The 24,688-nt window shown below is 62.6% G+C and carries 25 protein-coding genes; 13 read left to right on the top strand and 12 right to left on the bottom strand.

Features of this window, described 5'->3' with window-relative positions; all coding sequences use genetic code 11:
* Positions 1 to 35: 35 nt before the first annotated feature.
* On the bottom strand, positions 36 to 1,433 hold the full coding sequence (locus tag M0D67_RS28900; RefSeq protein ID WP_171927555.1) for an MFS transporter: 1,398 nt from the start codon (positions 1,431 to 1,433) through the stop codon (positions 36 to 38).
* Positions 1,434 to 1,668: 235 nt separating this feature from the next.
* Between M0D67_RS28900 and M0D67_RS28905 the strand changes: the two genes are divergently transcribed.
* Positions 1,669 to 1,818: a hypothetical protein gene (locus M0D67_RS28905; protein ID WP_171927554.1), complete on the top strand. Its 150-nt coding sequence runs from the start codon at positions 1,669 to 1,671 to the stop codon at positions 1,816 to 1,818.
* Between the two features lie 152 nt (positions 1,819 to 1,970).
* Here M0D67_RS28905 and M0D67_RS28910 read toward each other — a convergent pair whose 3' ends face one another.
* From M0D67_RS28910 to M0D67_RS28920, 3 genes are all read right to left on the bottom strand, one after another.
* Positions 1,971 to 2,513, bottom strand: a complete 543-nt coding sequence (locus M0D67_RS28910; protein ID WP_154566647.1) for a PaaI family thioesterase — start codon at positions 2,511 to 2,513, stop codon at positions 1,971 to 1,973.
* 126 nt (positions 2,514 to 2,639) lie between these two features.
* Positions 2,640 to 2,771 carry a hypothetical protein gene (locus tag M0D67_RS28915; RefSeq protein ID WP_266240653.1) on the bottom strand — a complete coding sequence of 44 codons (132 nt, stop codon included), beginning with the start codon at positions 2,769 to 2,771 and terminating at the stop codon, positions 2,640 to 2,642.
* A 113-nt stretch (positions 2,772 to 2,884) separates the two neighbouring features.
* Positions 2,885 to 3,037 (bottom strand): hypothetical protein, encoded by a 153-nt coding sequence (locus tag M0D67_RS28920; protein WP_154566646.1) that lies wholly within the window; start codon positions 3,035 to 3,037, stop codon positions 2,885 to 2,887.
* A gap of 250 nt (positions 3,038 to 3,287) precedes the next feature.
* Between M0D67_RS28920 and mprF the strand changes: the two genes are divergently transcribed.
* The 6 genes from mprF to ilvA all read left to right on the top strand — a co-directional run bounded on the left by mprF (position 3,288) and on the right by ilvA (position 13,060).
* Entirely contained in the window at positions 3,288 to 5,840 is a 2,553-nt protein-coding gene (gene mprF, locus M0D67_RS28925) for a bifunctional lysylphosphatidylglycerol flippase/synthetase MprF (RefSeq protein ID WP_266240651.1), read from the top strand.
* Complete coding sequence (locus tag M0D67_RS28930; protein ID WP_266240637.1) at positions 5,837 to 7,102, top strand: virulence factor family protein; 1,266 nt, start codon at positions 5,837 to 5,839, stop codon at positions 7,100 to 7,102. Before mprF ends, M0D67_RS28930 begins: the two co-directional genes overlap by 4 nt.
* A 341-nt stretch (positions 7,103 to 7,443) precedes the next feature.
* A complete protein-coding gene (locus M0D67_RS28935) occupies positions 7,444 to 8,991 on the top strand; it encodes an amino acid adenylation domain-containing protein (protein WP_266240638.1) in 1,548 nt (515 codons plus the stop codon).
* Between the two features lie 44 nt (positions 8,992 to 9,035).
* Positions 9,036 to 9,296 carry an acyl carrier protein gene (locus tag M0D67_RS28940; protein WP_154566642.1) on the top strand — a complete coding sequence of 87 codons (261 nt, stop codon included), beginning with the start codon at positions 9,036 to 9,038 and terminating at the stop codon, positions 9,294 to 9,296.
* 22 nt (positions 9,297 to 9,318) lie between these two features.
* The gene (locus M0D67_RS28945; protein WP_233465152.1) at positions 9,319 to 11,136 is read left to right on the top strand and encodes an alpha/beta hydrolase; all 1,818 of its coding nucleotides are present in this window, start codon (positions 9,319 to 9,321) and stop codon (positions 11,134 to 11,136) included.
* Positions 11,137 to 11,488: 352 nt separating this feature from the next.
* Positions 11,489 to 13,060, top strand: a complete 1,572-nt coding sequence (gene ilvA / locus M0D67_RS28950) for a threonine ammonia-lyase, biosynthetic (protein ID WP_266240639.1) — start codon at positions 11,489 to 11,491, stop codon at positions 13,058 to 13,060.
* A gap of 61 nt (positions 13,061 to 13,121) precedes the next feature.
* Here the strand turns inward: ilvA and M0D67_RS28955 are convergent, their stop codons facing one another.
* Positions 13,122 to 13,433: a hypothetical protein gene (locus M0D67_RS28955; RefSeq protein ID WP_154567772.1), complete on the bottom strand. Its 312-nt coding sequence runs from the start codon at positions 13,431 to 13,433 to the stop codon at positions 13,122 to 13,124.
* Between the two features lie 343 nt (positions 13,434 to 13,776).
* On the opposite strand from M0D67_RS28955, the gene M0D67_RS28960 reads away from it, so the two are divergent.
* From M0D67_RS28960 to M0D67_RS28970, 3 genes are all read left to right on the top strand, one after another.
* Positions 13,777 to 14,337, top strand: coding sequence for a TetR/AcrR family transcriptional regulator (locus M0D67_RS28960; protein WP_233468938.1), 561 nt, complete (start codon positions 13,777 to 13,779; stop codon positions 14,335 to 14,337).
* A gap of 175 nt (positions 14,338 to 14,512) precedes the next feature.
* The gene (locus tag M0D67_RS28965; RefSeq protein WP_266240640.1) at positions 14,513 to 15,685 is read left to right on the top strand and encodes a 4-hydroxybenzoate 3-monooxygenase; all 1,173 of its coding nucleotides are present in this window, start codon (positions 14,513 to 14,515) and stop codon (positions 15,683 to 15,685) included.
* 267 nt (positions 15,686 to 15,952) lie between these two features.
* Positions 15,953 to 16,201: a hypothetical protein gene (locus M0D67_RS28970; RefSeq protein WP_154567777.1), complete on the top strand. Its 249-nt coding sequence runs from the start codon at positions 15,953 to 15,955 to the stop codon at positions 16,199 to 16,201.
* A gap of 139 nt (positions 16,202 to 16,340) precedes the next feature.
* Here M0D67_RS28970 and M0D67_RS28975 read toward each other — a convergent pair whose 3' ends face one another.
* The 3 genes from M0D67_RS28975 to M0D67_RS28985 form a co-directional block, all read right to left on the bottom strand.
* Complete coding sequence (locus M0D67_RS28975) at positions 16,341 to 16,589, bottom strand: hypothetical protein (RefSeq protein WP_154567779.1); 249 nt, start codon at positions 16,587 to 16,589, stop codon at positions 16,341 to 16,343.
* A gap of 78 nt (positions 16,590 to 16,667) precedes the next feature.
* A complete protein-coding gene (locus M0D67_RS28980) occupies positions 16,668 to 17,060 on the bottom strand; it encodes a hypothetical protein (protein WP_154567781.1) in 393 nt (130 codons plus the stop codon).
* Between the two features lie 53 nt (positions 17,061 to 17,113).
* Positions 17,114 to 17,242, bottom strand: coding sequence for a hypothetical protein (locus M0D67_RS28985; protein ID WP_266240641.1), 129 nt, complete (start codon positions 17,240 to 17,242; stop codon positions 17,114 to 17,116).
* 567 nt (positions 17,243 to 17,809) lie between these two features.
* Here M0D67_RS28985 and M0D67_RS28990 point away from each other — a divergent pair.
* Positions 17,810 to 18,370, top strand: a complete 561-nt coding sequence (locus M0D67_RS28990; protein WP_266240642.1) for a cytochrome b — start codon at positions 17,810 to 17,812, stop codon at positions 18,368 to 18,370.
* Positions 18,371 to 18,843: 473 nt separating this feature from the next.
* Complete coding sequence (locus M0D67_RS28995; RefSeq protein ID WP_266240643.1) at positions 18,844 to 19,776, top strand: TauD/TfdA family dioxygenase; 933 nt, start codon at positions 18,844 to 18,846, stop codon at positions 19,774 to 19,776.
* A gap of 109 nt (positions 19,777 to 19,885) precedes the next feature.
* Here M0D67_RS28995 and kdgR read toward each other — a convergent pair whose 3' ends face one another.
* The 3 genes from kdgR to kduI all read right to left on the bottom strand — a co-directional run bounded on the left by kdgR (position 19,886) and on the right by kduI (position 22,593).
* Positions 19,886 to 20,761, bottom strand: coding sequence for a DNA-binding transcriptional regulator KdgR (gene kdgR, locus M0D67_RS29000; protein WP_266240644.1), 876 nt, complete (start codon positions 20,759 to 20,761; stop codon positions 19,886 to 19,888).
* Between the two features lie 122 nt (positions 20,762 to 20,883).
* Positions 20,884 to 21,639 carry a 2-dehydro-3-deoxy-D-gluconate 5-dehydrogenase KduD gene (gene kduD / locus M0D67_RS29005; protein WP_171927546.1) on the bottom strand — a complete coding sequence of 252 codons (756 nt, stop codon included), beginning with the start codon at positions 21,637 to 21,639 and terminating at the stop codon, positions 20,884 to 20,886.
* A 117-nt stretch (positions 21,640 to 21,756) separates the two neighbouring features.
* Complete coding sequence (gene kduI / locus M0D67_RS29010; RefSeq protein WP_154567799.1) at positions 21,757 to 22,593, bottom strand: 5-dehydro-4-deoxy-D-glucuronate isomerase; 837 nt, start codon at positions 22,591 to 22,593, stop codon at positions 21,757 to 21,759.
* A gap of 303 nt (positions 22,594 to 22,896) precedes the next feature.
* Between kduI and kdgT the strand changes: the two genes are divergently transcribed.
* On the top strand, positions 22,897 to 23,919 hold the full coding sequence (gene kdgT / locus M0D67_RS29015) for a 2-keto-3-deoxygluconate transporter (RefSeq protein WP_171927545.1): 1,023 nt from the start codon (positions 22,897 to 22,899) through the stop codon (positions 23,917 to 23,919).
* Positions 23,920 to 23,990: 71 nt separating this feature from the next.
* On the opposite strand, the gene M0D67_RS29020 is transcribed toward kdgT, so the two are convergent.
* Positions 23,991 to 24,566, bottom strand: coding sequence for a GNAT family N-acetyltransferase (locus M0D67_RS29020; RefSeq protein ID WP_171927544.1), 576 nt, complete (start codon positions 24,564 to 24,566; stop codon positions 23,991 to 23,993).
* Between the last annotated feature and the right edge of the window lie 122 nt (positions 24,567 to 24,688).

Here is a 24,688-nt window from a genome sequence, read left to right on the forward strand (position 1 = left end):
TCAACGCGCGCTTCCTGACTGGATAAACGCGGGCGCTAGCCTCGACCGCCTCGCGAGATCTCTTCACCCGCGCGATGCGGCATGCGCAGCGTGACCGGAATCGAAGCGAACGAGCACAAGCCCACCACCAGAAACGCGGGCCAGAAATCCGACCACATGATGCCTGGATGCCCGTGCAGCACGCGCGAAATCTGCAGCACGATACCGCCCACCGTCACGCCCAGACCAAGCGACATCTGCTGCACGACGCTGCCGAGACTCGTCGCGCGCCCCACGTCGCGGCTGGCGATTTCCGCGTAAGTCAGCGAGTTGAGACTCGTGAATTGCAGCGCGGGGAAGAAGCCGCCGAGCAACACGACGAACCAGATGATCCAGGTCGGCGTGCCGGGGAAAAACAGTCCGCACGCCGCGATCGCAATCCCTGACAGCGCCGCGTTGACCACCAGCACCGAACGGAAGCCGAAGCGATGCAGCACGCGCGAGGCGAACGTGCGCATGAACATGCCGCCGAACGCGGACGCGCAGGTAATCAGGCCGGACTCGAACGCGCTCATGCCGTGTCCTTCCTGCAGCATCAGCGGCAGCAGAAAGGGCAGCGCACCGAGGCCGATGCGAAACAGCGAGCCGCCGAGCACGCTCGCCTGAAAAGTCGGTACCTTGAAGAAGCGCAGATCGAGCAACGGCAATTTGACGCGCTGTGCGTACGCGACGTAGACCACCAGCAGAGCAGCGCCGCTCGCGCACATGCCGAACGCGTCCCGATTCGACATGAGTTCGCCGCCGACTAGCGACAGTCCGAGCAGAAGCAGCACCGCGCCGGCCGCCGACAGAAAAAAGCCGATCCAGTCGAGCGGTCCGGGATCCGGTTCACGCGTGTTGGCGATATACCGGTTGGTCAGATAGATACCCAAAATGCCGATCGGCACATTGATGAAGAAGATCAGGCGCCAGTGCAGATAGGTGGTGATGAAGCCGCCGAGCAGCGGTCCGGCTGCCGGCCCGAGCAGCGCCGGGACGCTCAGATAGTTCATCGCGCGGATGAAGTCGGACTTGTGGACCACGCGAAAGATGATGATCCGCCCGACCGGCACCATCATCGCGCCGCCGACGCCTTGCACGAAACGGGCGACGGTGAAGGTGGCCAGCGAGTTCGACGCGGCGCACAGGAGCGAGCCGGTCACGAAGATGCCGATCGCGGTGCGGAAAATCGTCCGCGCACCGAAGCGGTCCGCAAGCCAGCCGCACACCGGGATAAACACACCGAGACCGAGCACGTAGCTCGTCACCGCGATTTTCAGTGTGACCGGATCGCGCCCGAAGTCGCGCGCCATGACCGGCAAGGCGGTGACGATCACATTCGCATCGACGCTTTCCATGAACATCGCACATGCGACGATAAGGGGCGCAATCAGGGCTTTCTGAACGACGGTCATGAGGGGCGGGCGATCTGCGGCGGGAGGTCGCAGGCAAAGGCGACATTATTGCACCTGTACGGTGCGGATGGTTAATAGTGCAGCGCCTGATGCCGCCCCTTTTCGAGACTGCGGCGATCGCGGATGTGGCCGTCCCACAACATGCCGCTGACATTTTTGATATTTGTTGCGGTGCGGCATGGGAGGGCTATAATCGGGTTATTGCCTAGGTATAAACCCTATACAGGAGTCCACCATGAACACCGCTTCCAACGCCGCTGCTGTCCGCACTGCACCCGCCGCTAACACCTGGCTGGGCAAGCTCCGCGCACTGGCTCTGCATGCACTGAACCTGCATTTGCAAAACTGCGCTGTGATCGCTGAAGCGCATCGCCGTCCGCAGTAAGCATCGGGAAGCGCCAGTGTCACCACGGGCGCTGCAAAGTAAGGCGGGGCGCACGCATGCGCAGCGCCAGTTGCCGGATCGCACGCTTGCATAGCCGGGCTGCCGCCAAGTCACCGACCGTGGCAAGCAACCGGCGGTTTTGACCGTATCTTTTAGCGGCTCGGGATCTCGAACACCAGACAGGTCGTCGTGGCATGCGCGTAGAGCGTGCCGTCGGGGCCGACGAGGCGAGCCTCCGCCGTGGCCAGTTGCCGTCCGCAATGAATCACCTTGCCTTCGGCGCGCACGCGTTGCACGCGCGGCGTCACGGCTTTCACGTAATTCACGCTCAGCTCGGCGGTGGTGTAGCCGCGGCCCGGCGCCATCATCGTGTGCACCGAGCAGCCTAGCGCGGAATCGAGCAAGGTGGCGATCCAGCCGCCGTGCACGGTTCCGAGTGGATTCAGATGCTGCGCGAGGGGCGTGCCCTGAAAGACCGCTTGCCCGGCACTGACTTCGACGATCGTAAAGTCGAGCGTGCGCGCAATCGGGGCGTAGGGCAGCTCCGCGTTCATCATCGCCTGCATGACTTCCAGGCCGGTCTTGCCCGCCACCTGTTCGGGGCTTGCGACGCCGGGGCCCGGGCCGGCGTTAAGCGTCGCCAAGACTTCCTGCTCGCGTGCGAGCCAGCGTTCGAGCTGTTGTTCGTTCGTCAATCCGTGTCTCCTGTCCTGAGGGAAGCGTGCTTCGGAATCGATGCATCGTCATCGATTAGAGCACCAAACCGCATCAGGGCGCTGGAGGGCGACCTCTGGATTGCCGGCACGCGCAGCGCCCGTGCGTTACTTCCTGATTCGCGATGCAACCACGCGCTGCACTTTGGTCGCTCGCGCGGACAACGCGCTCATCAGAAGCGCCATCGACACCAACCCGACCAGATACACACCGGCCATCACCCAATCCTGATCTGCCATCATCGTTCTCCTTCAATTGCCGCCATTTCCGCCGCAAAAAACTAACATTGCGCCGTGCTCTTGATCTCGATTACGGCACGCGCAGCGAAAATCTTGATGGAGCGAATCAGCCTTTAAAACGGTGCGCGATCGAACGATATCGACCCCATGTCGAATCTTTGTCTCGCGATCTTCAATAAGCGTTTAAAATCCAGCCCCTTGTCGAGCGTAGCGGTCCTCATCAGCACGCCAAGCCAATCGGCAATATCGACCGTTTTATCGGCCATATTGCTCTGCCATGCGCCCCGTCATGCCGCGAAGTGCGTTCAGCTTCAATGACCGGCCCAGGTTAAAACCCGACGAATTCACTGACATTGGCTGACACTGTCAACCTTTTCAACACTTTGCCGTTATCCATTTGTAATCGCCGAAGTAAGGCGACGCCGTGACAGACGACCCGTCGCCACGACAGCTCTACGAAGGTCCGCATTGACCATGTTCCACCGATATAACAATAAATTCGACCAGCCAGGCGCGATGTTCGACCGTATATCGAAGACGCTTGGCAAGCGGAGCCTCCTCTCGCCCTTGCTCGCACTCGTCATTTGCGGGCTGTTGCTGCTCGTCTTGCAACATCTCTCGCAAGCGGTCGACTATCGCTCGGTCATGCGCGAGCTACGTCACCTGACGGCAGGCGAGTGGGCCGCGGCGCTCGGCGCGACCACGCTCAGCTATATCGCGCTGGTCGGTCGCGACGCGGTCGGCTTGCGCTACCTGGGCGCGGCGGTGCCGCGCGCGGCCCTGTGGATCGGCGCGACCGCGGGCTCCGCGCTCGGCAATGCGACCGGCTTCGGTGCGTTGACGGGCGGCGCGGTGCGCGTGCGCGTCTACGGGGTGTCGAACGTCACGCCCGCACAGATCGGCCGCATGACCGTGTTCACGAGCTTGTCGCTCGGGCTCGCGCTGGTGTTGATGACGGCACTCGGCATGGTCTGCCTCGCCGACCCGCTTGCGACGATGCTGCATCTCCCGCCGCTTACGCTGCGTTGGAGCGGCGCGGCGCTGCTCGTCGTGCTCGGACTCGCGGCCGCCGCCTGCCGCCGCGACACGCGCCCGATCCGCACGCGCTGGCAGTGGCTGTCGTTCGACATCCCGGCGCGCCGCGATCTGCTCGCGCAAGTGGCCCTCGCGGTACTCGACGTGGTGGCCGCGGGTCTCGCGCTGTGGGCGCTGCTGCCGCATGCGGACGTCGGCTTCGTGGCCTTCATCACCGTCTATGCCGCCGCGATGCTGCTCGGCATGATCGGCCACACACCCGGCGGTGTCGGCGTGTTCGAAGCCGCGATGGTGTTCACGCTGAACGGCTGCGTGCAAACGCATCAGATGGTCGCGGCGTTGCTCGCTTATCGCGCGATTTACTTCGGCGTGCCGCTGATCGTCTCGGCGGCGCTGCTCGCCGGCTTCGAAGGTCGCGCGCTGAAAAGCCGCCTGCCACTGCGGCACGCGGCAGGTGCCTACAAACTCGCGCCGCTGTTTCTGAGCCTCGTGACTTTCGTCGTGGGCGGCATGCTGGTGATTTCCAGCGCGACCCCCGCGTTCTGGCAGCGCATCCGGATTCTGCGCGACGTGCTGCCGCTGTGGGTGCTCGAAAGCTCACAGATGCTGTGCAGCGTGCTCGGCGTGCTGCTGTTGTTCGTCGCGCGTGGTTTGCTGCGGCGTCTGGACGCCGCGTGGTGGATGACCTTGCTGCTGGCGGTGCTGAGCCTCGCGCTCTCGCTGACCAAAGGCCTCGCCTTCGTGGAAGCGAGTGTGCTTGGCATGCTGATCGCGCTGCTGTTGTCCACGCGCCGCCGTTTCAACCGCCATTCGTCGCTGTTTGCAGAGCGCTTTACGGCGGGCTGGCTGGTGTCGGTGGCGATGGTGCTCGCGCTCGCCGTGTGGGTGATGCTGTTTGCGTTCCGCGACGTGCCGTACACGCGCGACCTGTGGTGGCAATTCGCTTTCGACGAACGCGCCCCGCGTGCGCTGCGCGCGACCCTGGCCGCCAGCCTGTTCGCCGCCACGTTCTCTTTCTGGCAATTGCTGCGCCCTGCGGCGGGCCGTTTCGTCATGCCTGCTCCGCAGGATCTGCAAGACGCTGCACGCATCGTGCGCGCCCAGGAGCGCAGCGACGCCGGCCTCGCGCTGATGGGCGACAAGAGTTTCCTCTTTTCCGAATCGCGCGAAGCCTTCCTGATGTACGCAAAAAACGGCCGCACGTGGGCCGCGCTTCACGATCCGGTTGGGCCGCGCGAGGAGTGGGCCGGCTTGATCAGCAAGTTCGTCGCGCTCGCGCATGCGCACGGCGGCCGCGCCGCGTTCTATCAGGTGCGCGCCAATGCCTTGCCGCTCTATCTCGACGCCGGCCTCACGCTGATGAAACTCGGCGAAGAAGCCCACGTGGTGCTCGACGATTTCGACCTGAAGGGCTCGCATCGCGCGCATCTGCGCTATGCGCTCAAGCGCAGCGAACGTGACGGCTTTGCCGTCGAAGTGATCGATCAGGCTGACGTGCCCGCGTCGCTCGAAACGTTGCGCGAGATTTCCGACGGCTGGCTCGATAGCCGCGACGCGCGCGAAAAGAGCTTTTCGGTGGCCGCGTTTACCGACGAATACCTCGCCGCGCAATCCGTGATGCTGGTGCGCCAGAACGGCGAGCCGGCCGCTTTCGTGACCTTCATGACAACCGACATGAACACCGAAGCAACGGTCGGCGTGATGCGGCACGTGGAAAGCGCGTCGCCGTATGCGATGGAATATCTGTTTACCCAACTGGCGCTGCATCTGAAGCAGGCGGGGTTTCGCTCGCTCAGTCTCGGCATCGCGCCGCTCTCCGGTATGCAGCCGACACCGCTCGCGTCGCGCTGGCATCGGCTGGCGGGCATCGTGTGGCGCTTCGGCGGCCGCTTCTATAACTTCCGCGGACTGCGTGCTTTCAAGAGCAAGTTCCAGCCGCATTGGGAGCCGCGCTATCTCGCGGCGTCAGGTTCGATGGGTGTGTTCTTCACGCTCGCGGACCTGTCATTGCTGGCAGGAGGCCGGCGTTCATGACATTGCATCCGTTTTTCAGGCTCGCCGTGGCGGCGGGCCTTGTTGTTGGCAGCGCGGCCGCCCTGGCCGCAACCACCACCGTATCCGGTGGCCGTTATGGCGACGTGACGGTGACACAGCCAGCCGGCCCCTTGCGCGGCTTCGTGGTGCTTTACTCGGCGGCCGGCGGCTGGAGTGCGGCCGACCAGCAAACCGCCGATGCGCTCGCCAAGGCCGGGGCGATGACCGTCGGTGTGGATACGGCACGCTATGCGGCCAATCTGAGCGCGAAAAAAGAAGCCTGCCATCAATTGGTGGGTGATGCTGAAGCCTTGAGCCATCAACTCGAACGGCAATCGCAATCGAGCCGCTATTTCGCGCCGATCGTCGCGGGTACGGGGCAGGGCGCGACGCTGGCGATGCATGTGCTCAAACAGGCGCCGTCGAATACGGTTGCCGGCGCGGTCTCGGTGGACGCGGAGCGCACGCTGGATTCGCGCTTCCAACCGTGCCCGCCGGACCCGACGATCATCCGCGACAAGGTGCCTGGCTTCGTCGAAAAGGCGACGCCCGGCAACGGCGATCGCACGCGGCTCGTTGCGATGGTCACGCCGCATTTGGAGACAGCGTCGACGAACGATGACGACGTCTCCGATCTGCCGCTGATCGAATTGCCCGCAGCGCATCCGAACGGCCTCATGGCGATCGTGATTTCCGGCGACGGCGGCTGGCGCGACCTCGACAAGACCATCTCGCTCGCCTTGCAGAAAGACGGCGTTTCGGTGATCGGCATCGACAGCCTCCGCTACTTCTGGAGCGAAAAGACGCCGGCTCAGACGAGCCGCGATCTCGCGCGCGTGATGCAGACCTACGGGGCGCGCTGGCATGCGGACCATATTGCGCTCGTCGGCTATTCGTTCGGCGCCGACGTCATGCCGTTCGCGTATAACCGCCTGCCTGAAGCGCTGCGCGCGAAAGTGTCGCTGATTGCGCTGCTCGGTTTCGCGCCCGATGCCGATTTCCAGATCCGCGTGGGTGGCTGGCTCGGTATGCCGGCGAGCGACAAAGCCTTGCAGGTGCAGCCGGAATTTGCACGCGTACCACCCGCGATCGTGCAGTGCTTCTACGGTGAAGACGAGAAGGACACCTTGTGTCCGGCGCTGACCAACACCGGCGTCGAGGTGATTCGTACGTCGGGCGACCATCACTTCGGCCGCGACTACAACGCGTTGGAGCGGCACATTCTGGACGCCTTCCGGAAGCAAAGCGGTGTGCGTAATTAACACACCTGTATGAAGCGCGCCGCTCGCAGCGGCGCACCGTCAAACACCCCTCATTCGTCTGTTGAGAGCGGTATCGCACATATACCGGCCGTGCCGGATCCTATGATTCTCACGAAGCCCTGGACGACAGCATTCTCTAGCGATATCGCGTGGGGACACCGGCTTTCCTCGGTGTCGTCCGCGCCTCTTTCTTGTGAAACTCTCCTGCGATAACGCAGCGCGTTACTGGGTCGCTCACGCCTCCGGCAGCGTGCTTTCGGCATAACCGGCAACTTTTTTCGCGCCCGTTCGGATAAGCCGATGGGCGCGCCGGTTCCATGCCCAATGGACCGAGATTGCGAATGCTGGATTCCTTCTTCTTCGACACTGCCGCGAGCGAGCCGGATAGTCCCGCGCTATGGGTCGATGAACGCCTCTATGGCTATGACGAACTCGCATCGCGGGCGCGCCGGATTGCGGCCGGATTGACGGCCGCCATGCCGGCCGGCCGGCTCGGACGCTGTCTGCTGTTCGCGCATCGCAGTGTGGCCGCCTACGCCGGCCTGCTGGGGATCCTCAAGGCGGGTTTTGCTTATGTGCCGCTCAATCCCAACGTACCTGCCGCGCGCATTGCAGCCGTGATCGAGCAGTCGGGCGCGCCGCTGCTGCTGGTCGACCGGCGTTGCATGGCAGTACTCGGCGAAGTGTTGCCGTTGCTTGACGACTGTCCGCGGATATTGCTGCTGGATGACGAAGGCGGGCTCCATTCCGAACCATCAGTTGCAGAAGCCGCCACGTCACGCGCACCGCACGATCTGGCCTACGTACTCTTCACGTCCGGCTCGACCGGCGCGCCCAAAGGCGTACCGATCTCGCACGCCAACGCTCACGCCTACGTAACCGGGCAACTGCAACTGCTGGGCAGGATGCCCCGTGCGCGCTACGCGCAATGGTGCGAACTCACTTTCGATCCGTCAGTACACGACATGTTCGTGTGCTGGGCAAACGGCGGCTGCCTGTACGTGCCGAAGACTGTCGAGCCGATCTACAACGCGGCCTTTATCAAGGACCACGCGATTACGCACTGGAGCAGCGTGCCCTCGGTGGCCGGCTTCATGCAGCAATTTCGCAAACTGGGCGCGAACGAATTTCCGAGCGTGCGCGTCACCCTGTTCGGCGGTGAGCCCTTGCCGCGTTTGTTGGTGCAGGCGTGGTTGCAAGCCGCGCCGAACAGCCGGGTACTGAATATGTACGGACCGACGGAAACCACGGTGGCCTGCGCGGCTTTCGAAGTCACGCCGGATTCTCCCGGCGATCCGCAGCATGCGGTTATGCCGCTCGGCGGCGCATTGCCGGGGATGGAACTGTTGATCGTCGACGCGGCGCTCGCGCCGGTAGCGCCCGGTGAAAGCGGTGAGTTGCTGATCGGCGGGCCCCAGTTAGCCGCGGGCTATCTGTCAGCGGACGAGCCAGGCAATTGCCGTTTTGTCTCGATGACCTATCCGGGCCGCAGGTCGCAACGCTGGTATCGAAGCTCGGACGCCGCGCGCGAGGTAGCCGGGCAGGGCATTGTGTTTCAAGGGCGGCTGGACACGCAGATCAAGATACGCGGCAATCGGATCGAGCTCGAAGAAGTCGAACATGTCGTGCAGGCATGCAGCCAGGCGGCGCTCTGCGCGGTGGTCGCATGGCCCGTCGACGATGCGGGCCGTGCCGGCGGCCTGATTGCCTTCGTGACCAGCGCGCAAGGCAGCGCGCTACAGATTCTGCAGGCGTGCCGTCAGCGCTTGCCGGTCTATGCCGTGCCGCAACGGATCGTGCAACTCGACGCGTTGCCGCTCAGTACGAACGGAAAGATCGACAGGAAGGCGCTCGCCGAATGCTGTGCAAGCAGCGATGCGCTCGCCTGATGCATCGATGCTGTAGCTGAAAATTCAGGTATTCGGGGTGTCAAATGAAAAATCACATGCGCGGCCTGCTTCAGGAGATCGCCTGTCTCGACGTACCGGTCGATGCACTAGGTGATCGCGACGATCTCTATGCGGCAGGTTTGTCATCGCTCGGATCGGTTCGCCTCATGATGGCCATCGAAGAAACCTTCGCCATCGAAATTCCAGCCGCGCTGATTACCCACGATCTGTTTCAGAGCATCGATTCCCTCGCTCGCGTGATTGCGCATCTCGTGCCCGAGGAATCGCTTGCGCCGCGAACCTGACGTGGCGCTCCGGCAACCGATCATGACGAATCCGTCCACCATGACGCCGGTAACTTTCGACGGCTGTTTCGGATGGCTGCACCGGCCGGCTGGCGCTCAGGCGGAGATGGGCGTGGTGCTCTGCAATCCGTTCGGCTATGAAGCACTGTGCACGTATCACGGCTGGCGCGAATTCGCCGAGGCGCTCGCGGCGCGCGGCATGCCCACGCTGCGCTTCGACTACCCCGGCACCGGCGATTCGAGCGGCCACGAGGAAGATCCGCAGCGCTTACGCGCATGGCTCGACAGTATCAAGACGGCTGCGACGTGGCTTCGCGCCGAAACCGGCGTGACGCGCCTGAGTCTATGCGGGTTGCGTCTGGGGGCCACGCTCGCGGCGTTGGCCGCCGAGGAGTTGGGCGGCGTCGAAAATCTCGTGCTGCTCATGCCGGTCAGTTCGGGCAAGAGCTATATCCGCGAGTTGGAAATCCAGCATCAAAGCTGGCTCAGTGCGCAACAAGCGCTCGGACTCACTCCCGATGCGGAGGCTGCGGAAACGATCGGTGCGCATGGCTTCCGTCTCTATCCGGACTCGCTCGAGATGCTCGCGAAGATCGATCTCGAGCAGGGCGTGCAATGTCCCGCGCAGCGGGTGCTGCTGCAGGACCTGAACGAAAGTGCGCGTCTGAAGCGGCTGGCCGCGCATTACCAGGCGCAGGGCGTCCAGGTTGACCTGCAGATTTTCAGCGAGTACAGCAGGTTCCTGCTCGATCCTAGCTACAGCGAGACGCCTGGCCAGGCTTTCGATAGCGCGCTCGAATGGCTGGGTGCGAGCGCAGGCACAGCGGCCGGGACGGCCGTCGAGATGCGAGGCTGCGCAGCCACCGCGAGGATCGAGTTCGCGCATGGCCGTGAGACGCCAGTCGTGTTCGATGGCGGGCGTTACGCCGGCGTGTTCTGTCAGCCATTGCGCGCACTTGAAGGCGCCCCGGCGGTGCTTTTCGTCAACACGGGCGGCGTGCACCGCGTCGGCGACGGCCGCTTCACGGTGCTGATGGCGCGGCATCTCGCGGCTCAGGGCATCGCGTCGTTGCGCATGGACCTCAGCGGTCTCGGCGACAGTCTTCGTCGTGATGAAGCGCTGACGCTCGACATGGCGTACGCCCGGTACGCAGTCGCCGACGCCAGGGCCGGGGTCGACTGGCTGGTGGCAAAGGGCCATTCGAAGACCGTCATGTTCGGCGTCTGCACGGGCGCGTACGTCAGTCTTCATACGGCGCTCGCTCACCCAGCCGTGGCAGGCTGCGCCTCCGTCAACCTGCCGTTTTTTGTGTGGGGCGGCGCGCGGACGCGGCCGGGCGCGCAGCACGTGGCGTCGAGCGTCGTCTACCGGCGCGCGATGCGCAATCCACGCAAGTGGCTGCGGCTATTGACCGGACAGGCGAACGGTCGCGCGATCATCGCGGAACTCACGCGCCGTCTATGCGCGCGCATCACCGCGCGTGTCAGTACGGCGCTCGAACGGCTCTTCGGGCAGTCGACGCCAGGTGGATCGGTCCGCAGAATCGCGCTGGAACTCGAGCGCAAGGGTGTGCGAACCGCGCTGATGTACGGTCCGCTCGACGAGGGGCTGGACGAGCTGGAGATTCATTTTGGACCGAACGGCAGCCAGCTCGGCAAGCTGAGGAACGTCAGCGTAAAGGTGGTGGGGAAGGTGGATCACGCGCTCTTTTCACGCGCGGCGCGTGATGCGGTGATGGCGCAGTTCGACGCGTTTCTGCGCGAAAGCGTGCTGGGTGCGCGGCGTGAAACCGTCGCGCCGAATCCCCGCTTGCATGTCGCGGAAGTCCCGCAGCCTTGAGTTCGCGGTGTCTTCCGCGGCACCGGTTTCCGCGTGGGTTGCCATGCCGTTTGCCGCGCTGGCAGCAATACTGCGTGACGCGGTCGACCTCGTGAGGCCCATAGACGACGCTGCCCGGCGTAACGAACAGGGATTGACAAAGCCCGTCCAGTCAACGAAGATCGGACGCATGAACTGCCTCGACATCCGTATTGCGCTGATTATTAGCACCATTCATCGAATGGTGGGTTAGCGCGCGTCTGATACGCAGTGACAATAACCCGCCCCACGAGGCGGGTTTTTTTATGTCCGCTTTCTGCCTGCCTCCTGGTGATCTCTTTGATGACTTGTCCTTGCCGCACAGGAGCTTGCCTTGCCGTTACACGAACTCAATAAGGTCGACGAAGCCGCTGACAGCGTCGCATTGCGCCACGACTACCTGAAGAAAACCCTGACCGCGCGCGTCTATGACGTAGCCCGCGAGACCGAACTCGAACGCGCGCCGAATCTGTCGGCACGGCTGCGTAATCCGGTTTATCTGAAGCGTGAGGACAACCAGCCAGTGTTCTCGTTCAAGGTGCGCGGCGCGTACAACAAGATGGCGCATATTCCGGCGGATGCGCTGGAGCGGGGCGTCATTACCGCGTCGGCGGGCAATCATGCGCAGGGCGTCGCGTTGTCGGCAGCCCGCATGGGGGTGAAGGCGATCATCGTGGTGCCCGTGACGACCCCGCAGGTGAAAGTCGACGCGGTGCGCGCGCATGGCGGGGCGACCGTCGAAGTCGTGCAGTTCGGCGAATCCTATAGCGATGCGTACGGGCACGCGGTGAAGCTGCAGGAAGAACGCGGCCTGACGTTTGTCCACCCGTTCGACGATCCGTACGTGATCGCCGGCCAGGGCACGGTCGCGATGGAGATTCTCAGCCAGCATCAGGGCCCGATCCACGCGATCTTCGTGCCGATCGGTGGTGGTGGCCTAGCGGCAGGTGTGGCCGCGTACGTGAAATCGGTGCGCCCGGAGATCAAGGTGATCGGCGTGCAGACCGACGACTCGTGTGCGATGGCGGCTTCCTTGAAAGCAGGCGAACGGGTCACATTGAACGAAGTCGGGCTGTTCTCGGATGGCACGGCCGTGAAGCTGGTCGGCGAGGAAACCTTCCGCCTGTGCCGCGAATATCTCGACGACGTGCTGCTCGTGAATACCGATGCGCTGTGCGCCGCGATCAAGGACGTGTTCCAGGACACCCGCAGCGTGCTGGAGCCGGCCGGCGCGCTGGCCGTGGCGGGCGCCAAACAGTATGCCGAGCGCGAAGGCATCGAGGACCAGACGCTGATTGCGATCACGTCCGGCGCGAACATGAACTTCGATCGCATGCGTTTCGTGGCGGAGCGCGCTGAAGTCGGTGAAGCGCGTGAAGCCGTGTTCGCCGTGACGATTCCGGAAGAGCGCGGCAGTTTCCGCCGGTTCTGCGAACTGGTGGGCACGCGCAGCGTCACCGAATTCAACTACCGCATTGCGGACGCGAATTCAGCCCATATCTTTGTTGGCGTGCAGATCCGCAATCGCAGCGAATCGGCGCAGATCGCGGGCGCGTTTGAGGCGCATGGTTTTGCCACCGTCGATCTGACTTTCGATGAACTGTCGAAGCAGCACATCCGCTACATGGTCGGCGGCCGTTCGCCGCTGGCCCACGACGAACGTCTGTTCCGTTTCGAGTTTCCGGAGCGGCCGGGCGCGCTGATGAAGTTCTTGTCGTCAATGGCGCCGAACTGGAATATCAGCCTGTTCCACTATCGCAACCAGGGTGCGGACTACAGTTCGATTCTGGTCGGCATCCAGGTGCCGGAAAGCGAGAACAGCGAGTTCGACCACTTTCTCACGACGCTTGGTTACCCGTGCTGGGAAGAGACGCAGAATCCCGTGTACCGATTGTTCCTCGCGTAACGGAGCGAATTGCAGCGTGGCAGAAGACAGCGCCTGGCGACAGGCGCCGCTGCTTCGCCTATTAACGAGCGTGCTTACCCTGCCAGACTTTGCCGAAATGCACGGACATATACACGCCTAAGACCAGCGCGCCTGCAAATACCGCGAGGCAGTTTGCATTCACACCGATCGTGACAGGCTGCCGCGTGAGCAGATAGAGGCCGGCCAGCAGATTGAAATATCCCCACAGCACGTTGACCAATGCCGACGAATCGCCGACACCCCGCGGTTTCGCGAAAGGTGTCGGAAACGGCTCGCCGCGCAGGCCGCTCGCGAGGTGCGGGACGCAATTGCACAGAAACGCGCCGGAGAAAAACAGGGCGAGATAGCTCATGGAATGGTTCGTCTGGTTAGCAAAAAACGCGATCGGGCGACATGGATCATGCCGCATTTATGCGAGGGTATCCTCTCAAAAGATAGTAGAGGATGCCCTCGCATATGTCAAACCCGACCAGACCGGACTGCGGACGGTGAGCAACGGCGCACATGCGGTGCGGCGCCAGTAGTCTTGGCCGTCGCCAGCCGCGGGGTTAACATGCACGCTGGAATCCACATCACGATGCGAAACTAGGCTCGCAAGAAAACAGCGGTTAAAACTCTCCGATATGGCAACGACACTTTCTAGCGGTGCGCAGGAGCCGAAACGACAACGGGGGCATCTACGGGTCGCGGCAATCATGGAAGCAGGCGTTGCGGTGTTTACCGAGAAGGGCTACGACGCGGCCACCATGACCGAGATCGCCGCGCGCTCGAACACCGCGATTGGCTCCTTGTACCGGTTCTTCCCGTCCAAAGAATCTTTGGCGGATGCGCTGCTTTCGCGCTATGTGCAGGACACGACGAGCAGCTTTACCGCGCTCGCCGATCAGTCGTCGGCAATGACTCCAGGCCAGCTCGCCGATGCATTCGTCGATTTCATGCTGTCGCTGCAATCGCAGCGCAGTCTGGCAATCGCACTTGTTGATGCGCGCGGTGGCAGCGACGAGCGGCGCGCACGTTTTCGCGAAACGATGCGCGGCAGCATCGCCACGATTTTGCGTAACGCGATTCCGCATCTGACGAAGGCGCAGTCCGAGACGAAGGCGGTGCTGCTTCTGCATGTGCTCAAAGCAGTCGCCGGGGCGAACGACGAGAAGCCCGCAGTGCGCCGGAGGTTGCTTGCCGAGATCCGGAAATTGACCAGGGTTTACCTTGAGGCCGCGCAAAGCGACACGGACGATCGGTTATCGGTCGAGTAAGCGCAAGAGCCGACTGGGCAACGGGATGACGCATTGACCTGTGTCCAGTTCGCTCGAACCGGTACATTCGTTATCTCAAAACTAGATACTGCATATCCTCCATATCGCGTTGCGCGATACAGCGCATGATCGTCAAACTGCGTGCATATCAAACGCCGCATTCAGGAGACAACTCATGCGCACCCAAGTTGGCATCATCGGTGCCGGCCCTGCGGGCCTGCTTCTTTCCCATCTTCTTCACTTGCGCGGCATCGATTCGGTCGTGCTCGAATCGCGCACTCGCGAACAGATCGAATCCACCATCCGCGCCGGCGTCCTCGAACAAGGCACGATGGACCTGCTCACCGATGCAGGTGTCGGCGCGCGCATGAAGGCCGAAGGGGCGTTGCATCACGGCTTTGAACTGGCTTTCGAAGGCAAGCGGCGCCGTATCGACCTGACCGGGCTCACCGGCCGTTCGATCACCGTCTACGCCCAGCACGAAGTCATCAAGGATCTGGTCGCCGCGCGCCTGGCTGCTGACGGGGCATTGCGTTTCGGTGTGACGGAGACGTCGCTGCACGGCATCGATACCGATCAGCCGTCGATCCGCTATCGCCACGAAGGCGAAGCGTGCGAATTGCAATGCGACTTCGTGATCGGCTGCGACGGCTCGCAAGGTGTGTCGCGTGCATCGATCCCGCAGGCCTTGCGCAAAGATTTCGAACGCGTCTATCCGTTCGGCTGGTTCGGCATTCTGTGCGAAGGACCGCCGTCGTCGGAAGAATTGATCTACGCGCGGCACGATCGGGGATTTGCATTGGTCAGCACGCGCTCGGCGAACGTGCAGCGCATGTATTTCCAATGCGACCCGAAGGATTCTGTCGACAACTGGTCCGACGACCGGATCTGGGCCGAGCTGCACGCGCGCGTCGATTCGCAGGACGGCCAGCACATCGTGGACGGCAAGATCTTCCAGAAGAACATTGTCGGCATGCGCAGTTTCGTGTCGGCCACGATGCAGCATGGCCGGCTCTTTCTCGCCGGCGACGCTGCGCATATCGTGCCGCCCACCGGCGCGAAGGGCATGAATCTCGCCGTTGCCGATGTGCGTGTACTGACCCAGGCGCTGAGCGCGTTCTACGTCGAAAATCGCACCGATCTGCTCGACAGTTACAGTGCAACCGCGCTCAAGCGTATCTGGCGCGCGGAGCATTTCTCGTACTGGATGACGAGCATGATGCACCGCATTGAAGGCGCCTCGCCGTTCGAACAGCAGTTGCAGGTGGCCGAGCTCGAATACGTGACCACGTCGCGTGCGGCGGCTACCGTGATGGCGGAGAACTACGTGGGCATCGCCGCCGTTTAAGTGGGATGGAGATCTGCGCGCGCAGCCTTGTGTCGCCAGCGTTTATAGAATGTGCGCGGGAAATTTTTGCTCAGACGAACCCCGGCGGGACCCGCGCACTCCGGCAAACCCTTGATGGGCGGGCTTCCGCGATTGTCGTGTCAAAAGCAACACTGAATTCAGGAATGGAGGATTTATCCGCGTCTGATCGACCTCTAGACTGCTTCCACCGACTGCACGATCTGTGACATCTGCAGCGCGTATAAGACATTCTCTAGAGGTGGTTTCATGAAATCGCTCATCAAAGCTGTTGCTATTGCCGTTGTTCTTGGCGCCCCGATCGCTTCGTTTGCGCAATCGAATCAGCCTGCCCCGCAAGACGCGCAGGGCACGCAAGCGCAAGTTTCCACGCAGCAGGGCGCTGCTCAAGCCGATACCAGCGGTTATGGTTCGGCCAGTCGCGGCACGTGGCAAGCAGGTCACGGCAACGACATGTCGGTAAGCTCGTATTCGCCGCCGATCTATAACGCGCGCTAAGGGCACAACGATAGGGCACAACGAAACACGCGGATCATTCCGGCGCAGTTCGGCTCGTTCAATATCTGCGAGTTGAAAATAAGAGGCCGGTCATCGGAACAAGTCCGATGACCGGCCTTTTTTCGTATCCGTCACGCGGTTATGGCGTGCGCAACAAGGTCATTTCGTTGCGCAGCAGGGCGCGAAGGTCCTCGTCGGTGGGCCGCGTACCCCAGTGCCGAGCTCCCGCCACTGATGCAATCGCGATCCACGAATGAGGTGGGAACCATTCGCGGAGCACGGCGCCATCCTGACGCAAACATAGTTGGCCGGTTTGTTCACTGTATTCGGCGGAGATGAGCGTGCCGTCGATTTGTGCGGTTACACGCCGTGGATCGCTGCGTAGCAAATCGTCGCTCCTGAAAAAGGTGTGGCGCGAATGCCTGCGCGGGCCGGCGGCGTCAGCGACGCTGCACCGGCCCATGCATTAGTGATCGCCCCGGCCGTGGTCATCGCCATGGCCGTGCCAATCGCCGTGATCGCCGTCGTGGCCGTGCCAGTCGCCGTGCGGGCCGTCGCGATAGCCGCGCGCGTCATGCCATTCGCGCTCGTGATGGCGTTCTTCCCACTCGCGTCGTTCCCAGTAGCGGTGGCCGTCGTAATAGCGCTCGCCGTACCAGCCCGGACTCACTATTACCACCGGCGGAGCGGGTACGTAGACAGGCGGAGGCGGAGCATAGACCGGCTCAGGGGCATAGGCCACGCCTGGAATGCCGATGTTCACCCCCACATCGACGTGCGCCAGCGCGACAGAAGATGCACCGATCCCCAGGCCTGCAACGATCGCCATGGACAGCCAGCGGTTTCGTGAATTGCTCATGTTTTATTCTCGGGTTTTACGATTGAGAGTGGAGTGCGCAGCGCGAGCAGCGCTTAGTAATGGTCGTGATCGTGGTAGTAGTGGTCATGGTCGTGATAGCCGCCCTCTGGCACGATGATGCAACCGCCCAATGCACTCCCGAGGGTGACAGCCAACAGCACCAGCGCGAAAATTCGTTTCATGACGTTGCCTTCCCCTTTGCGTGTGATCGAACTCTACTGAGCGGCTGGATTACCGGTGTGTTCGTGTGTAACAGGACGTGTCGATTCATTCGCATGTCGGCCGCGCATGTGACACGGTATGGGGACGCGTTGCGACGCTGCGATTAGTCGTTCCGCCAGCGAGAAATCGGTGGGCAACCCGCGGTGGGCAACCCGTTGAGCGCGCTATGAAAAACGTCGGGCCTTCATGCATCCGCCGTGCTCGGGCAGGTTGAAACACACGCGTATGAACAACCGAGGCAAGCAGGGCGTGGCAGGTCGCTACGCGTATGCCTGACGGATACATTCAGTTGCAGACTAGGGATGTGAGCCGACGCGATGGGGTGCGGTTTGCACTTTCTACGTGGTTGCTGATGCGTTGCCGATGCGTCGCCGCCCCATGGGCGTGAAAGAGATCGTCAAACGCGGCATCAGCTTTTCTTAAGGTTTGATCCGTAGCATCCTGCGTGAGCGCGCCCAGAATGTGTGTATCCTCGGCGCAAATACGCTTTCTTCATTCAATGGCTTCACTGCGGCTAAAACATTCTCATGACTATGCGCTCGGACTCGGCCAGTTTCTCACGCTATGCATCAGGCTATGACGGTATAGCCAGGTTTCTTCACTGGCTGGTGGTTCTGTTGATCGCCGCGCAGTTCGTGATCGGTTGGACCATGCCGGATATTCATAAGGGCACGCGGCCCGACGGCCTGATCGCGTGGCATCTCGGCGTGGGGGCAGCGCTGATTGCAGCGGTGGTGGTGAGAATTGTCTGGCGTCTCACGCACACGCCAGCACCAGCACCAGCCTCGCTCTCGCCTTTCCTCCGTGTCGTTTCGGACATCACGCACGGTCTGCTTTATCTCGCGCTGGTGGCTGTGCCTTTGTTGGGATGGGCCAACGCTTCTTCGCGTGGATGGTCCGTCAAGCTGCTCGGCGTACTGCCATATCCCGGCATCTCGGCGGTCGGTTCGTCAGTGGGGCATGAAATGGGCGATATTCATGGATATCTGGCCTGGGTATTGTTCGCACTGGTTGCACTGCATATCGCGGGCGCGTTGTTTCATCGCTTCGTGCTCAAGGATCAGACAATGCAGCGGATGCTGCCGTGATCGGTTAGTGTGCGTTAGCGGCTTGTTGCTTCTCGTGTATTAATCGCCTGTCGTCTGCGTGCGAGCCGCGTTCCGTCGGTGGCCAACGGGCCTACCAATATCCTTCCCTGATGCCTGGATCATGGCGATTTCGACGTCATTGCATCGGCGCGCGATCGCCACTCCCGAGTGCGTGATAAGCACATAAAAAAACAAGTCTTTTACGCGCGCCGCTAACACTGGTTAGCATCGTGGACGTGCGCTAAAGCCGGATCACCGTGATCGATATGGACGCGTTGCGGGAAGTGAGCGATGCAGCGTGAGAAAACTCATAACGATATAAAAAGCTCTTCTATCAAGTGTCCAAAGCGCGATAGATTCGCGGCGCCCACTCTGCCGATAATGGTTCGTCGATTCAGCAGACAGAGCCAATCAAGTGTTGATTCAACCGGCGCTCTGACCTGTCTCATCCTCAAACCCAGGAGTTGCATCGCATGTCGAATCTCAGTCTCGCGACGTCCAGCGCATTGGACATTCATCCCGTCACCGGCCGCATCGGCGCGGAAATTCGCGGCGTGCGCCTGTCGGGCCAGCTCGAACCGGCCACCGTCGAAGCGATTCGCGCCGCGCTGGTGCGCCACAAGGTGATCTTTTTCCGCGGCCAGACGCACCTGCAGGATACCGATCAGGAGGCCTTCGCCAAGCTGCTTGGCGAGCCGGTTTCACACCCCACGGTGCCGGTGGTGGACGGCACCGACTACCTGCTCGAACTCGATTCGCATCGTGGCGGCCGTGCGAATTCGTGGCACACGGACGTGACTTTCGTCGACGCATATCCGCAAGCGTCGATCCTGCGCGGCGTGACGATTCCGGAAGTGGGCGGCGACACCGTCTGGGCCAACACCGCGACCGCATACGACGATCTGCCGCCGCCGCTCAAAGCGCTCGCCGAGCAACTGTGGGCCGTGCACAGCAATGAATACGACTACGCGAACTATGGCAACGTCGGCGAGCGCGGGCGAGATGCCGAAGCGCTCAAACGCTATCGCGAAGTGTTCGTGTCGACACGCTATGAGACCGAGCATCCGGTCGTGCGCGTGCATCCGGAATCCGGCGAAAAGACGCTGATTCTCGGTCATTTCGTGAAGAGCTTTGTCGGTCTCACGCCGAGCGCGTCGGCGCATGTGCTGGAACTGCTGCAGGCCTATGTGACGCGTCTCGAGAACATCGTGCGCTGGCGCTGGCAGGCAGGCGACGTCGCGATTTGGGACAACCGCGCGACCCAGCACTACGCCGTCAACGACTACGGCGATGTTCACCGCGTGGTGCGTCGCGTGACGCTGAAGGGCGACGTGCCGGTGAGTGTCGACGGTCGCCGCAGCTTTACGCGCAGCGTCGAACCGAATCTGGCTGCGAAGGCTGCTTGAACGTCGCGGGCCGCGTATGCATGCGTACACTGCGCATGCCACACTGCTTGCGTACGTGATGAAGGCGCCCCGAAGAATTCCGTCGAATTTTTTGGGGGGCCTGCGTTTTTCAGTTCAACCCTTCGACAATTACATGCTCCGTCGCTTCGCGATACCCGAGCCGCATCGAGATCGCGAGCCCCGACTGCTTGAGTAGCGCGACGTAGTGCGATTTCGTGTCGGCGCCGCAGCGCATCGTCGGAAACGAAATCGACAGGCCGGCGATCACGCGGCCAAAGCGGTCGAACACCGGCACCGCGAGACACTGCAGCCCTTCTTCCTGTTCCTCGTTGTCCTCGCCGTAGCCTTGCTCGCGCACACGCGGCAGGATGCTCAACACGGCGTCGGCACAGGCGAGCGACTTTTGCGTCGACTTGCGAAATTCCACGTGTGAGAGTACTTCGCGCGCTTCTGCCGGGTCCATCCACGCGAGCAGCACCTTGCCGATCGCCGTGCTGTGCAGGGGATTGCGGCGGCCGATTCGCGACTGCATGCGCAGCCCGTAGTCGGCGTCGATCTTATGGATGTAGATGATGGCGTCTTCGTCAAACGCGCCGAGGTGGACCGCCTCGCGCGTGACCTGGCCGATGCGGCGCATCTCGACATCGGCCTCGCGCACGAGATCGACGCTTTCCAGCGCCTTCGCGCCGAGTTCGAACAGGCGGATCGTCAACCGGTAGCGCTCGGTTTCGATTTCCTGCGTCACATAGCCGAGCGCTTTCAGCGTCTGGATCACGCGGTGCACGGTGGTCTTCGACATGCCGAGCCGCTGCGACAATTCGCTGATGCCGATCTGCCCGCTGTCGCCGATCGCGCCAAGAATCGCGAAGACCCTGCCGATCGACGAGGCCGATTCGCCTCTGTCGTTAGCCATACCGCCCGCGCTGTCCGCTTCCTGCATGTGTACGGCGTCGTCGTCCTTGCGCTGCTTGCCCATTGCTGCCATGTCCGTCATTCCCTGTTGATGCCAAACCGATCAAAATCCGCTCACAGCCCGATGCCGATCGCCCCCAGCGCCGAGAGCATACCGCGTCGCGCGAGCCGCGTGACCTCTCTGCTTCCATCACGCTAGCGCGCGAGCCAGCCGCCGTCCACTGCAAGCGTATGGCCGTGCACGTAGTCCGACGCGGACGACGCGAGGAACACCACCGGTCCCGCGAGATCCGCCGGCGTGCCCCAGCGGCCCGCCGGGATACGTCCGACGATTTCATCGTTACGCTGCGCGTTGCCGCGCAGCGCCGCCGTGTTCGCGGTGGCCATGTAGCCCGGCGCGATCGCGTTCACGTTGATGCCCTGCGCGGCCCACTCGTTCGCGAGCAACCGCGTGAGACCGAGCACGCCGCTTTTCGACGCTGTATACGACGCCACGCGGATGCCGCCCTGAAACGACAGCATCGACGCGACGTTGATGATCTTGCCGCCGCTTGCCTGTTTCACGAACTGCCGCGCCACGGCCTGCGAAAGAAAGAAGACGCTCTTCAGGTTGACGTCCATGACGGCGTCCCAGTCGTCTTCGCCGAAGTCGAGCGCGTCCTTGCGGCGGATGATGCCTGCGTTGTTCACGAGCACGTCGACGCGGCCGAACGCTTCGACTGCGGCGCGCACGATGTCGTCGACTGGAGCGATCGAGGCGAGATCGGCGCGCACATCCGCGAAGCGGCGGCCGGTGGCTTCGACGTGCGCGGGAGTATTGCCGGCGTCCGCGCGGCTCACGCCGACGATGTCGCAGCCGGCCATGGCGAGCGCGACGGCCATGCCGGCGCCGAGGCCCGCATTGCTGCCGGTGACGATGGCGACCTTACCGGTCAGATCGAAGCTGTTCACTGTGCGTAGGTTCCTATGTCGTTCGCGGTGCCGGTGGCGTCCAGGGTGCTCGTGGTACCTATGTGCCTGCGGTGCTTGCGGTGCCCGTGCAGCGCTGAGGGAGGAGCCTGCTCGCCTTCAACGCAGATCGCGCACCGCAATGTGATCCATGTCGCTGAACACCTGGTTCTCGCCGACCATGCCCCAGATGAACGTGTACGCGCGCGTGCCGACGCCAGAGTGAATCGACCAGCTCGGCGAGATCACGGCCTGCTCGTTGTGCACGAGGATGTGCCGCGTTTCGTCCGGTTCGCCCATCATGTGGAAGACGGCCGCGTCGTCGGCGACGTTGAAATAGAAGTACACCTCCATGCGGCGCTCGTGCGTGTGGCACGGCATCGTGTTCCAGAGGTTGCCCGGTTCGAGCTTCGTCATGCCCATCGAGAGCTGGCAGGTGGGTAGCACCTCGGGAACGATGAACTTGTAGATGGTGCGGCGATTGCTTGTGGCGGGGTCGCCGAGCGTTTCGGGCGATGCTTGCGCGAGCGAGATCGTGCGGGTGGGGTGCGACTCATGCGCGGGCGCGCAGTTCAGGTAGAACTTGGCGGGGCGCGCCGCGTCGTCGCTGCCGAACGCGACGGCCTGCTTGCCCTTGCCGATGTAGATCGCCTCTTCGTTGCGCACCGTATAGCGCGTGCCGTCCACGTCGACCCAGCCATCGCCGCCGATGTTGATCGCGCCAAGCTCGCGACGCTCCAGCAGATAGCCGACGCCGATCGCTTTGCCTAGCGAGGTAGGCACCTCGACCGCGCGCGTCGCCGGCCACACGCCGCCCACAATGATGCGATCGATATGGCTGTACGTGAGGCGCAGCGCGTCGCGTTCGAACACGTCTTCGACGAGGAACTGCTTGCGCAGTCCGGCGGTATCCAGGGTCTTCGCGTGCTCGCTGTTGATGCTCTGTCTCACTTCCATTGCTCTTGCCTCCGGTCGGATGGGGTGTCTTGCCGTGCCGTTTTACGACGGCGTTCTGTTGCTGACTGTAGCGCAGAATTTCAAATCTGGAACATCGGTCCGAAAATATTGCACTGCCACATCAAGCGCGGCAAGCCTTCTGGGTGACACACGGGTAAACGATGATCAGGAAGTCTATCAAAATCGGAACGTTGTTCCTATCGCGATGCTATATTGCGCCGAAAGGGAGTCGCCCGGCGCAAGAACGGGACATCACCCCGGGTGATCCACCCGACAACTGGACGCAAAGTCCATGGAGGAGGCATGAAGCTCAAGAAGGCCATCGACCGCATTCCAGGCGGCCTGATGCTGGTGCCGTTGCTGCTCGGCGCCTGTGTCCACACGTTTGCGCCGGGCGGAGGGAAGTACCTCGGGTCGTTCACCAATGGATTGATTACCGGCACCGTGCCGATTCTGGCGGTGTGGTTCTTCTGCATGGGCGCGACGATCGACCTGCGGGCGACCGGCACGGTACTGCGCAAGTCGGGCACGCTGCTCGTGACCAAAATGGTGGTGGCGTGGATTGCAACGATCGTTGCTTCGCACTTCATTCCGATCGACGGCGTCAAGGCGGGCCTGTTCGCGGGCCTCTCGGTGCTCGCGATCACGACGTCGATGGACATGACCAACGGCGGTCTCTATGCGGCCGTGATGCAGCAATACGGCTCCAAGGAGGAGGCGGGCGCGTTCGTCCTGATGTCGATCGAATCGGGGCCGCTCGTCAGCATGATCATCCTCGGCGCGACCGGCGTCGCGTTCTTCGAACCGCGGCTGTTCGTCGGCGCGGTGCTGCCGTTCCTGATCGGCTTCGCGCTGGGTAACCTGGACAGCGAGTTGCGCGAGTTCTTTGGCCGCTGCGTGCATCCGCTGATTCCTTTTTTCGGCTTCGCGCTCGGTAACGGTATCGACCTGAATGTGATCGTCACGAGCGGCTTGCCGGGCATCGTGCTGGGCCTTGGGGTGATCGTCGTGACGGGCATTCCGCTGATCCTCGCGGATCGGTGGATCGCGGGCGGAAATGGGGCGGCGGGGTTGGCGGCTTCGTCGACGGCGGGGGCCGCGGTGGCGAATCCGGCGATCATCGGCGAGATGATTCCGCGCTTCAAGCCGCTGGTGCCGGCTGCGACGGCGATGGTCGCGACGGCGTGTCTCGTGACCGCGATTCTGGTGCCGATTCTGACCGCGCTTTGGGTGCGCCGGCATCATACGCGCGATGCGTTGCGCGAGGAGTTTGCGGCAGCGACGACGCCACCGCAGCCGCTTAGTGAGCGGGACGTGCACGTTTGAAGGGGTGGGGCGGCTGGTTTGCGTCTGAACGCGAAGAAGTGGGGCGAGTCACGTGACGTGGAGGTGGGGCTTCACCGCCCCAGCTTCCTCTCCAACATCGCCTTAAGCTCCGCCCACTCTTCATCGATGATGCTAAAGCGCACCGAATTGCGCTTGCGCCCATCCGGCATGATCCGCTCGTGCCGGACAATCCCTTCCTGTTTCGCGCCGATCCGCAGAATCGCCGCTCTTGATTTCTCGTTGAGCTCGTCGGTAGTGAACTGCACGCGCACGCACTGCATCGCTTCGAACGCTTGACTCAGCAGAAGGTACTTGGCCTCGGTGTTCACCGCCGAGCGCTGTACCGATTCGCCCAGCCACGTGTGGCCGATTTCCAGCTTCCGGTTCATCCGATCGATCTTCCAGAACCGCGTGCTGCCGACAATCGCCCCGGTGTCGCGCCTCACGATCACAAACGGCATCACCGTGCCGGCCGCGCGCCCGTCGAGCGCGGTCGCGATATAGCTGCCGATGGTTTCAGGACCCGGCACGACAGTCAGCTTCATATTCCACAATTGCCCGTCCACGGCTGCGTCGAGCAGTGCCTGGGCGTGTTCCTGTTGAAGTGGCCTGAGTTCGACGGCTTGTCCGATCAGTGTGGGTTGCATGACGTGAGGGAAGTTGCAATAAACAAAAAAGTCCGCGAACGAGCGCTCGCGGACCTGGCACAGCAATCAATCAGGCGGGCGAAGTCAGAAACCTCGCCCTGAAAGCCTGATGACGGCCTTCG

The sequence above is a fragment of the Paraburkholderia sp. SECH4 genome, assembly GCF_030511745.1.
GTDB classification, from domain to species: Bacteria; Pseudomonadota; Gammaproteobacteria; order Burkholderiales; family Burkholderiaceae; genus Paraburkholderia; species Paraburkholderia madseniana.

What these genes read in the sequence shown, in the direction of transcription:
- M0D67_RS28965 (WP_266240640.1), top strand. Translation starts at nt 14,513, where the DNA reads ATGCGCACCCAAGTTGGCATCATCGGTGCCGGCCCTGCGGGCCTGCTT.
- kdgR (WP_266240644.1), bottom strand. Translation starts at nt 20,761, where the DNA reads ATGGCAGCAATGGGCAAGCAGCGCAAGGACGACGACGCCGTACACATG.
- mprF (WP_266240651.1), top strand. Translation starts at nt 3,288, where the DNA reads ATGTTCGACCGTATATCGAAGACGCTTGGCAAGCGGAGCCTCCTCTCG.
- M0D67_RS28985 (WP_266240641.1), bottom strand. Translation starts at nt 17,242, where the DNA reads ATGAAACGAATTTTCGCGCTGGTGCTGTTGGCTGTCACCCTCGGGAGT.
- M0D67_RS28905 (WP_171927554.1), top strand. Translation starts at nt 1,669, where the DNA reads ATGAACACCGCTTCCAACGCCGCTGCTGTCCGCACTGCACCCGCCGCT.
- M0D67_RS28920 (WP_154566646.1), bottom strand. Translation starts at nt 3,037, where the DNA reads ATGGCCGATAAAACGGTCGATATTGCCGATTGGCTTGGCGTGCTGATG.
- M0D67_RS28915 (WP_266240653.1), bottom strand. Translation starts at nt 2,771, where the DNA reads ATGGCAGATCAGGATTGGGTGATGGCCGGTGTGTATCTGGTCGGGTTG.
- kduI (WP_154567799.1), bottom strand. Translation starts at nt 22,593, where the DNA reads ATGGAAGTGAGACAGAGCATCAACAGCGAGCACGCGAAGACCCTGGAT.
- M0D67_RS28990 (WP_266240642.1), top strand. Translation starts at nt 17,810, where the DNA reads ATGACTATGCGCTCGGACTCGGCCAGTTTCTCACGCTATGCATCAGGC.
- M0D67_RS28970 (WP_154567777.1), top strand. Translation starts at nt 15,953, where the DNA reads ATGAAATCGCTCATCAAAGCTGTTGCTATTGCCGTTGTTCTTGGCGCC.
- M0D67_RS28940 (WP_154566642.1), top strand. Translation starts at nt 9,036, where the DNA reads ATGAAAAATCACATGCGCGGCCTGCTTCAGGAGATCGCCTGTCTCGAC.
- M0D67_RS28935 (WP_266240638.1), top strand. Translation starts at nt 7,444, where the DNA reads ATGCTGGATTCCTTCTTCTTCGACACTGCCGCGAGCGAGCCGGATAGT.
- M0D67_RS28900 (WP_171927555.1), bottom strand. Translation starts at nt 1,433, where the DNA reads ATGACCGTCGTTCAGAAAGCCCTGATTGCGCCCCTTATCGTCGCATGT.
- kdgT (WP_171927545.1), top strand. Translation starts at nt 22,897, where the DNA reads ATGAAGCTCAAGAAGGCCATCGACCGCATTCCAGGCGGCCTGATGCTG.
- M0D67_RS28945 (WP_233465152.1), top strand. Translation starts at nt 9,319, where the DNA reads ATGACGAATCCGTCCACCATGACGCCGGTAACTTTCGACGGCTGTTTC.
- M0D67_RS28995 (WP_266240643.1), top strand. Translation starts at nt 18,844, where the DNA reads ATGTCGAATCTCAGTCTCGCGACGTCCAGCGCATTGGACATTCATCCC.
- M0D67_RS28960 (WP_233468938.1), top strand. Translation starts at nt 13,777, where the DNA reads ATGGAAGCAGGCGTTGCGGTGTTTACCGAGAAGGGCTACGACGCGGCC.
- M0D67_RS28980 (WP_154567781.1), bottom strand. Translation starts at nt 17,060, where the DNA reads ATGAGCAATTCACGAAACCGCTGGCTGTCCATGGCGATCGTTGCAGGC.
- M0D67_RS28955 (WP_154567772.1), bottom strand. Translation starts at nt 13,433, where the DNA reads ATGAGCTATCTCGCCCTGTTTTTCTCCGGCGCGTTTCTGTGCAATTGC.
- M0D67_RS28930 (WP_266240637.1), top strand. Translation starts at nt 5,837, where the DNA reads ATGACATTGCATCCGTTTTTCAGGCTCGCCGTGGCGGCGGGCCTTGTT.
- M0D67_RS29020 (WP_171927544.1), bottom strand. Translation starts at nt 24,566, where the DNA reads ATGCAACCCACACTGATCGGACAAGCCGTCGAACTCAGGCCACTTCAA.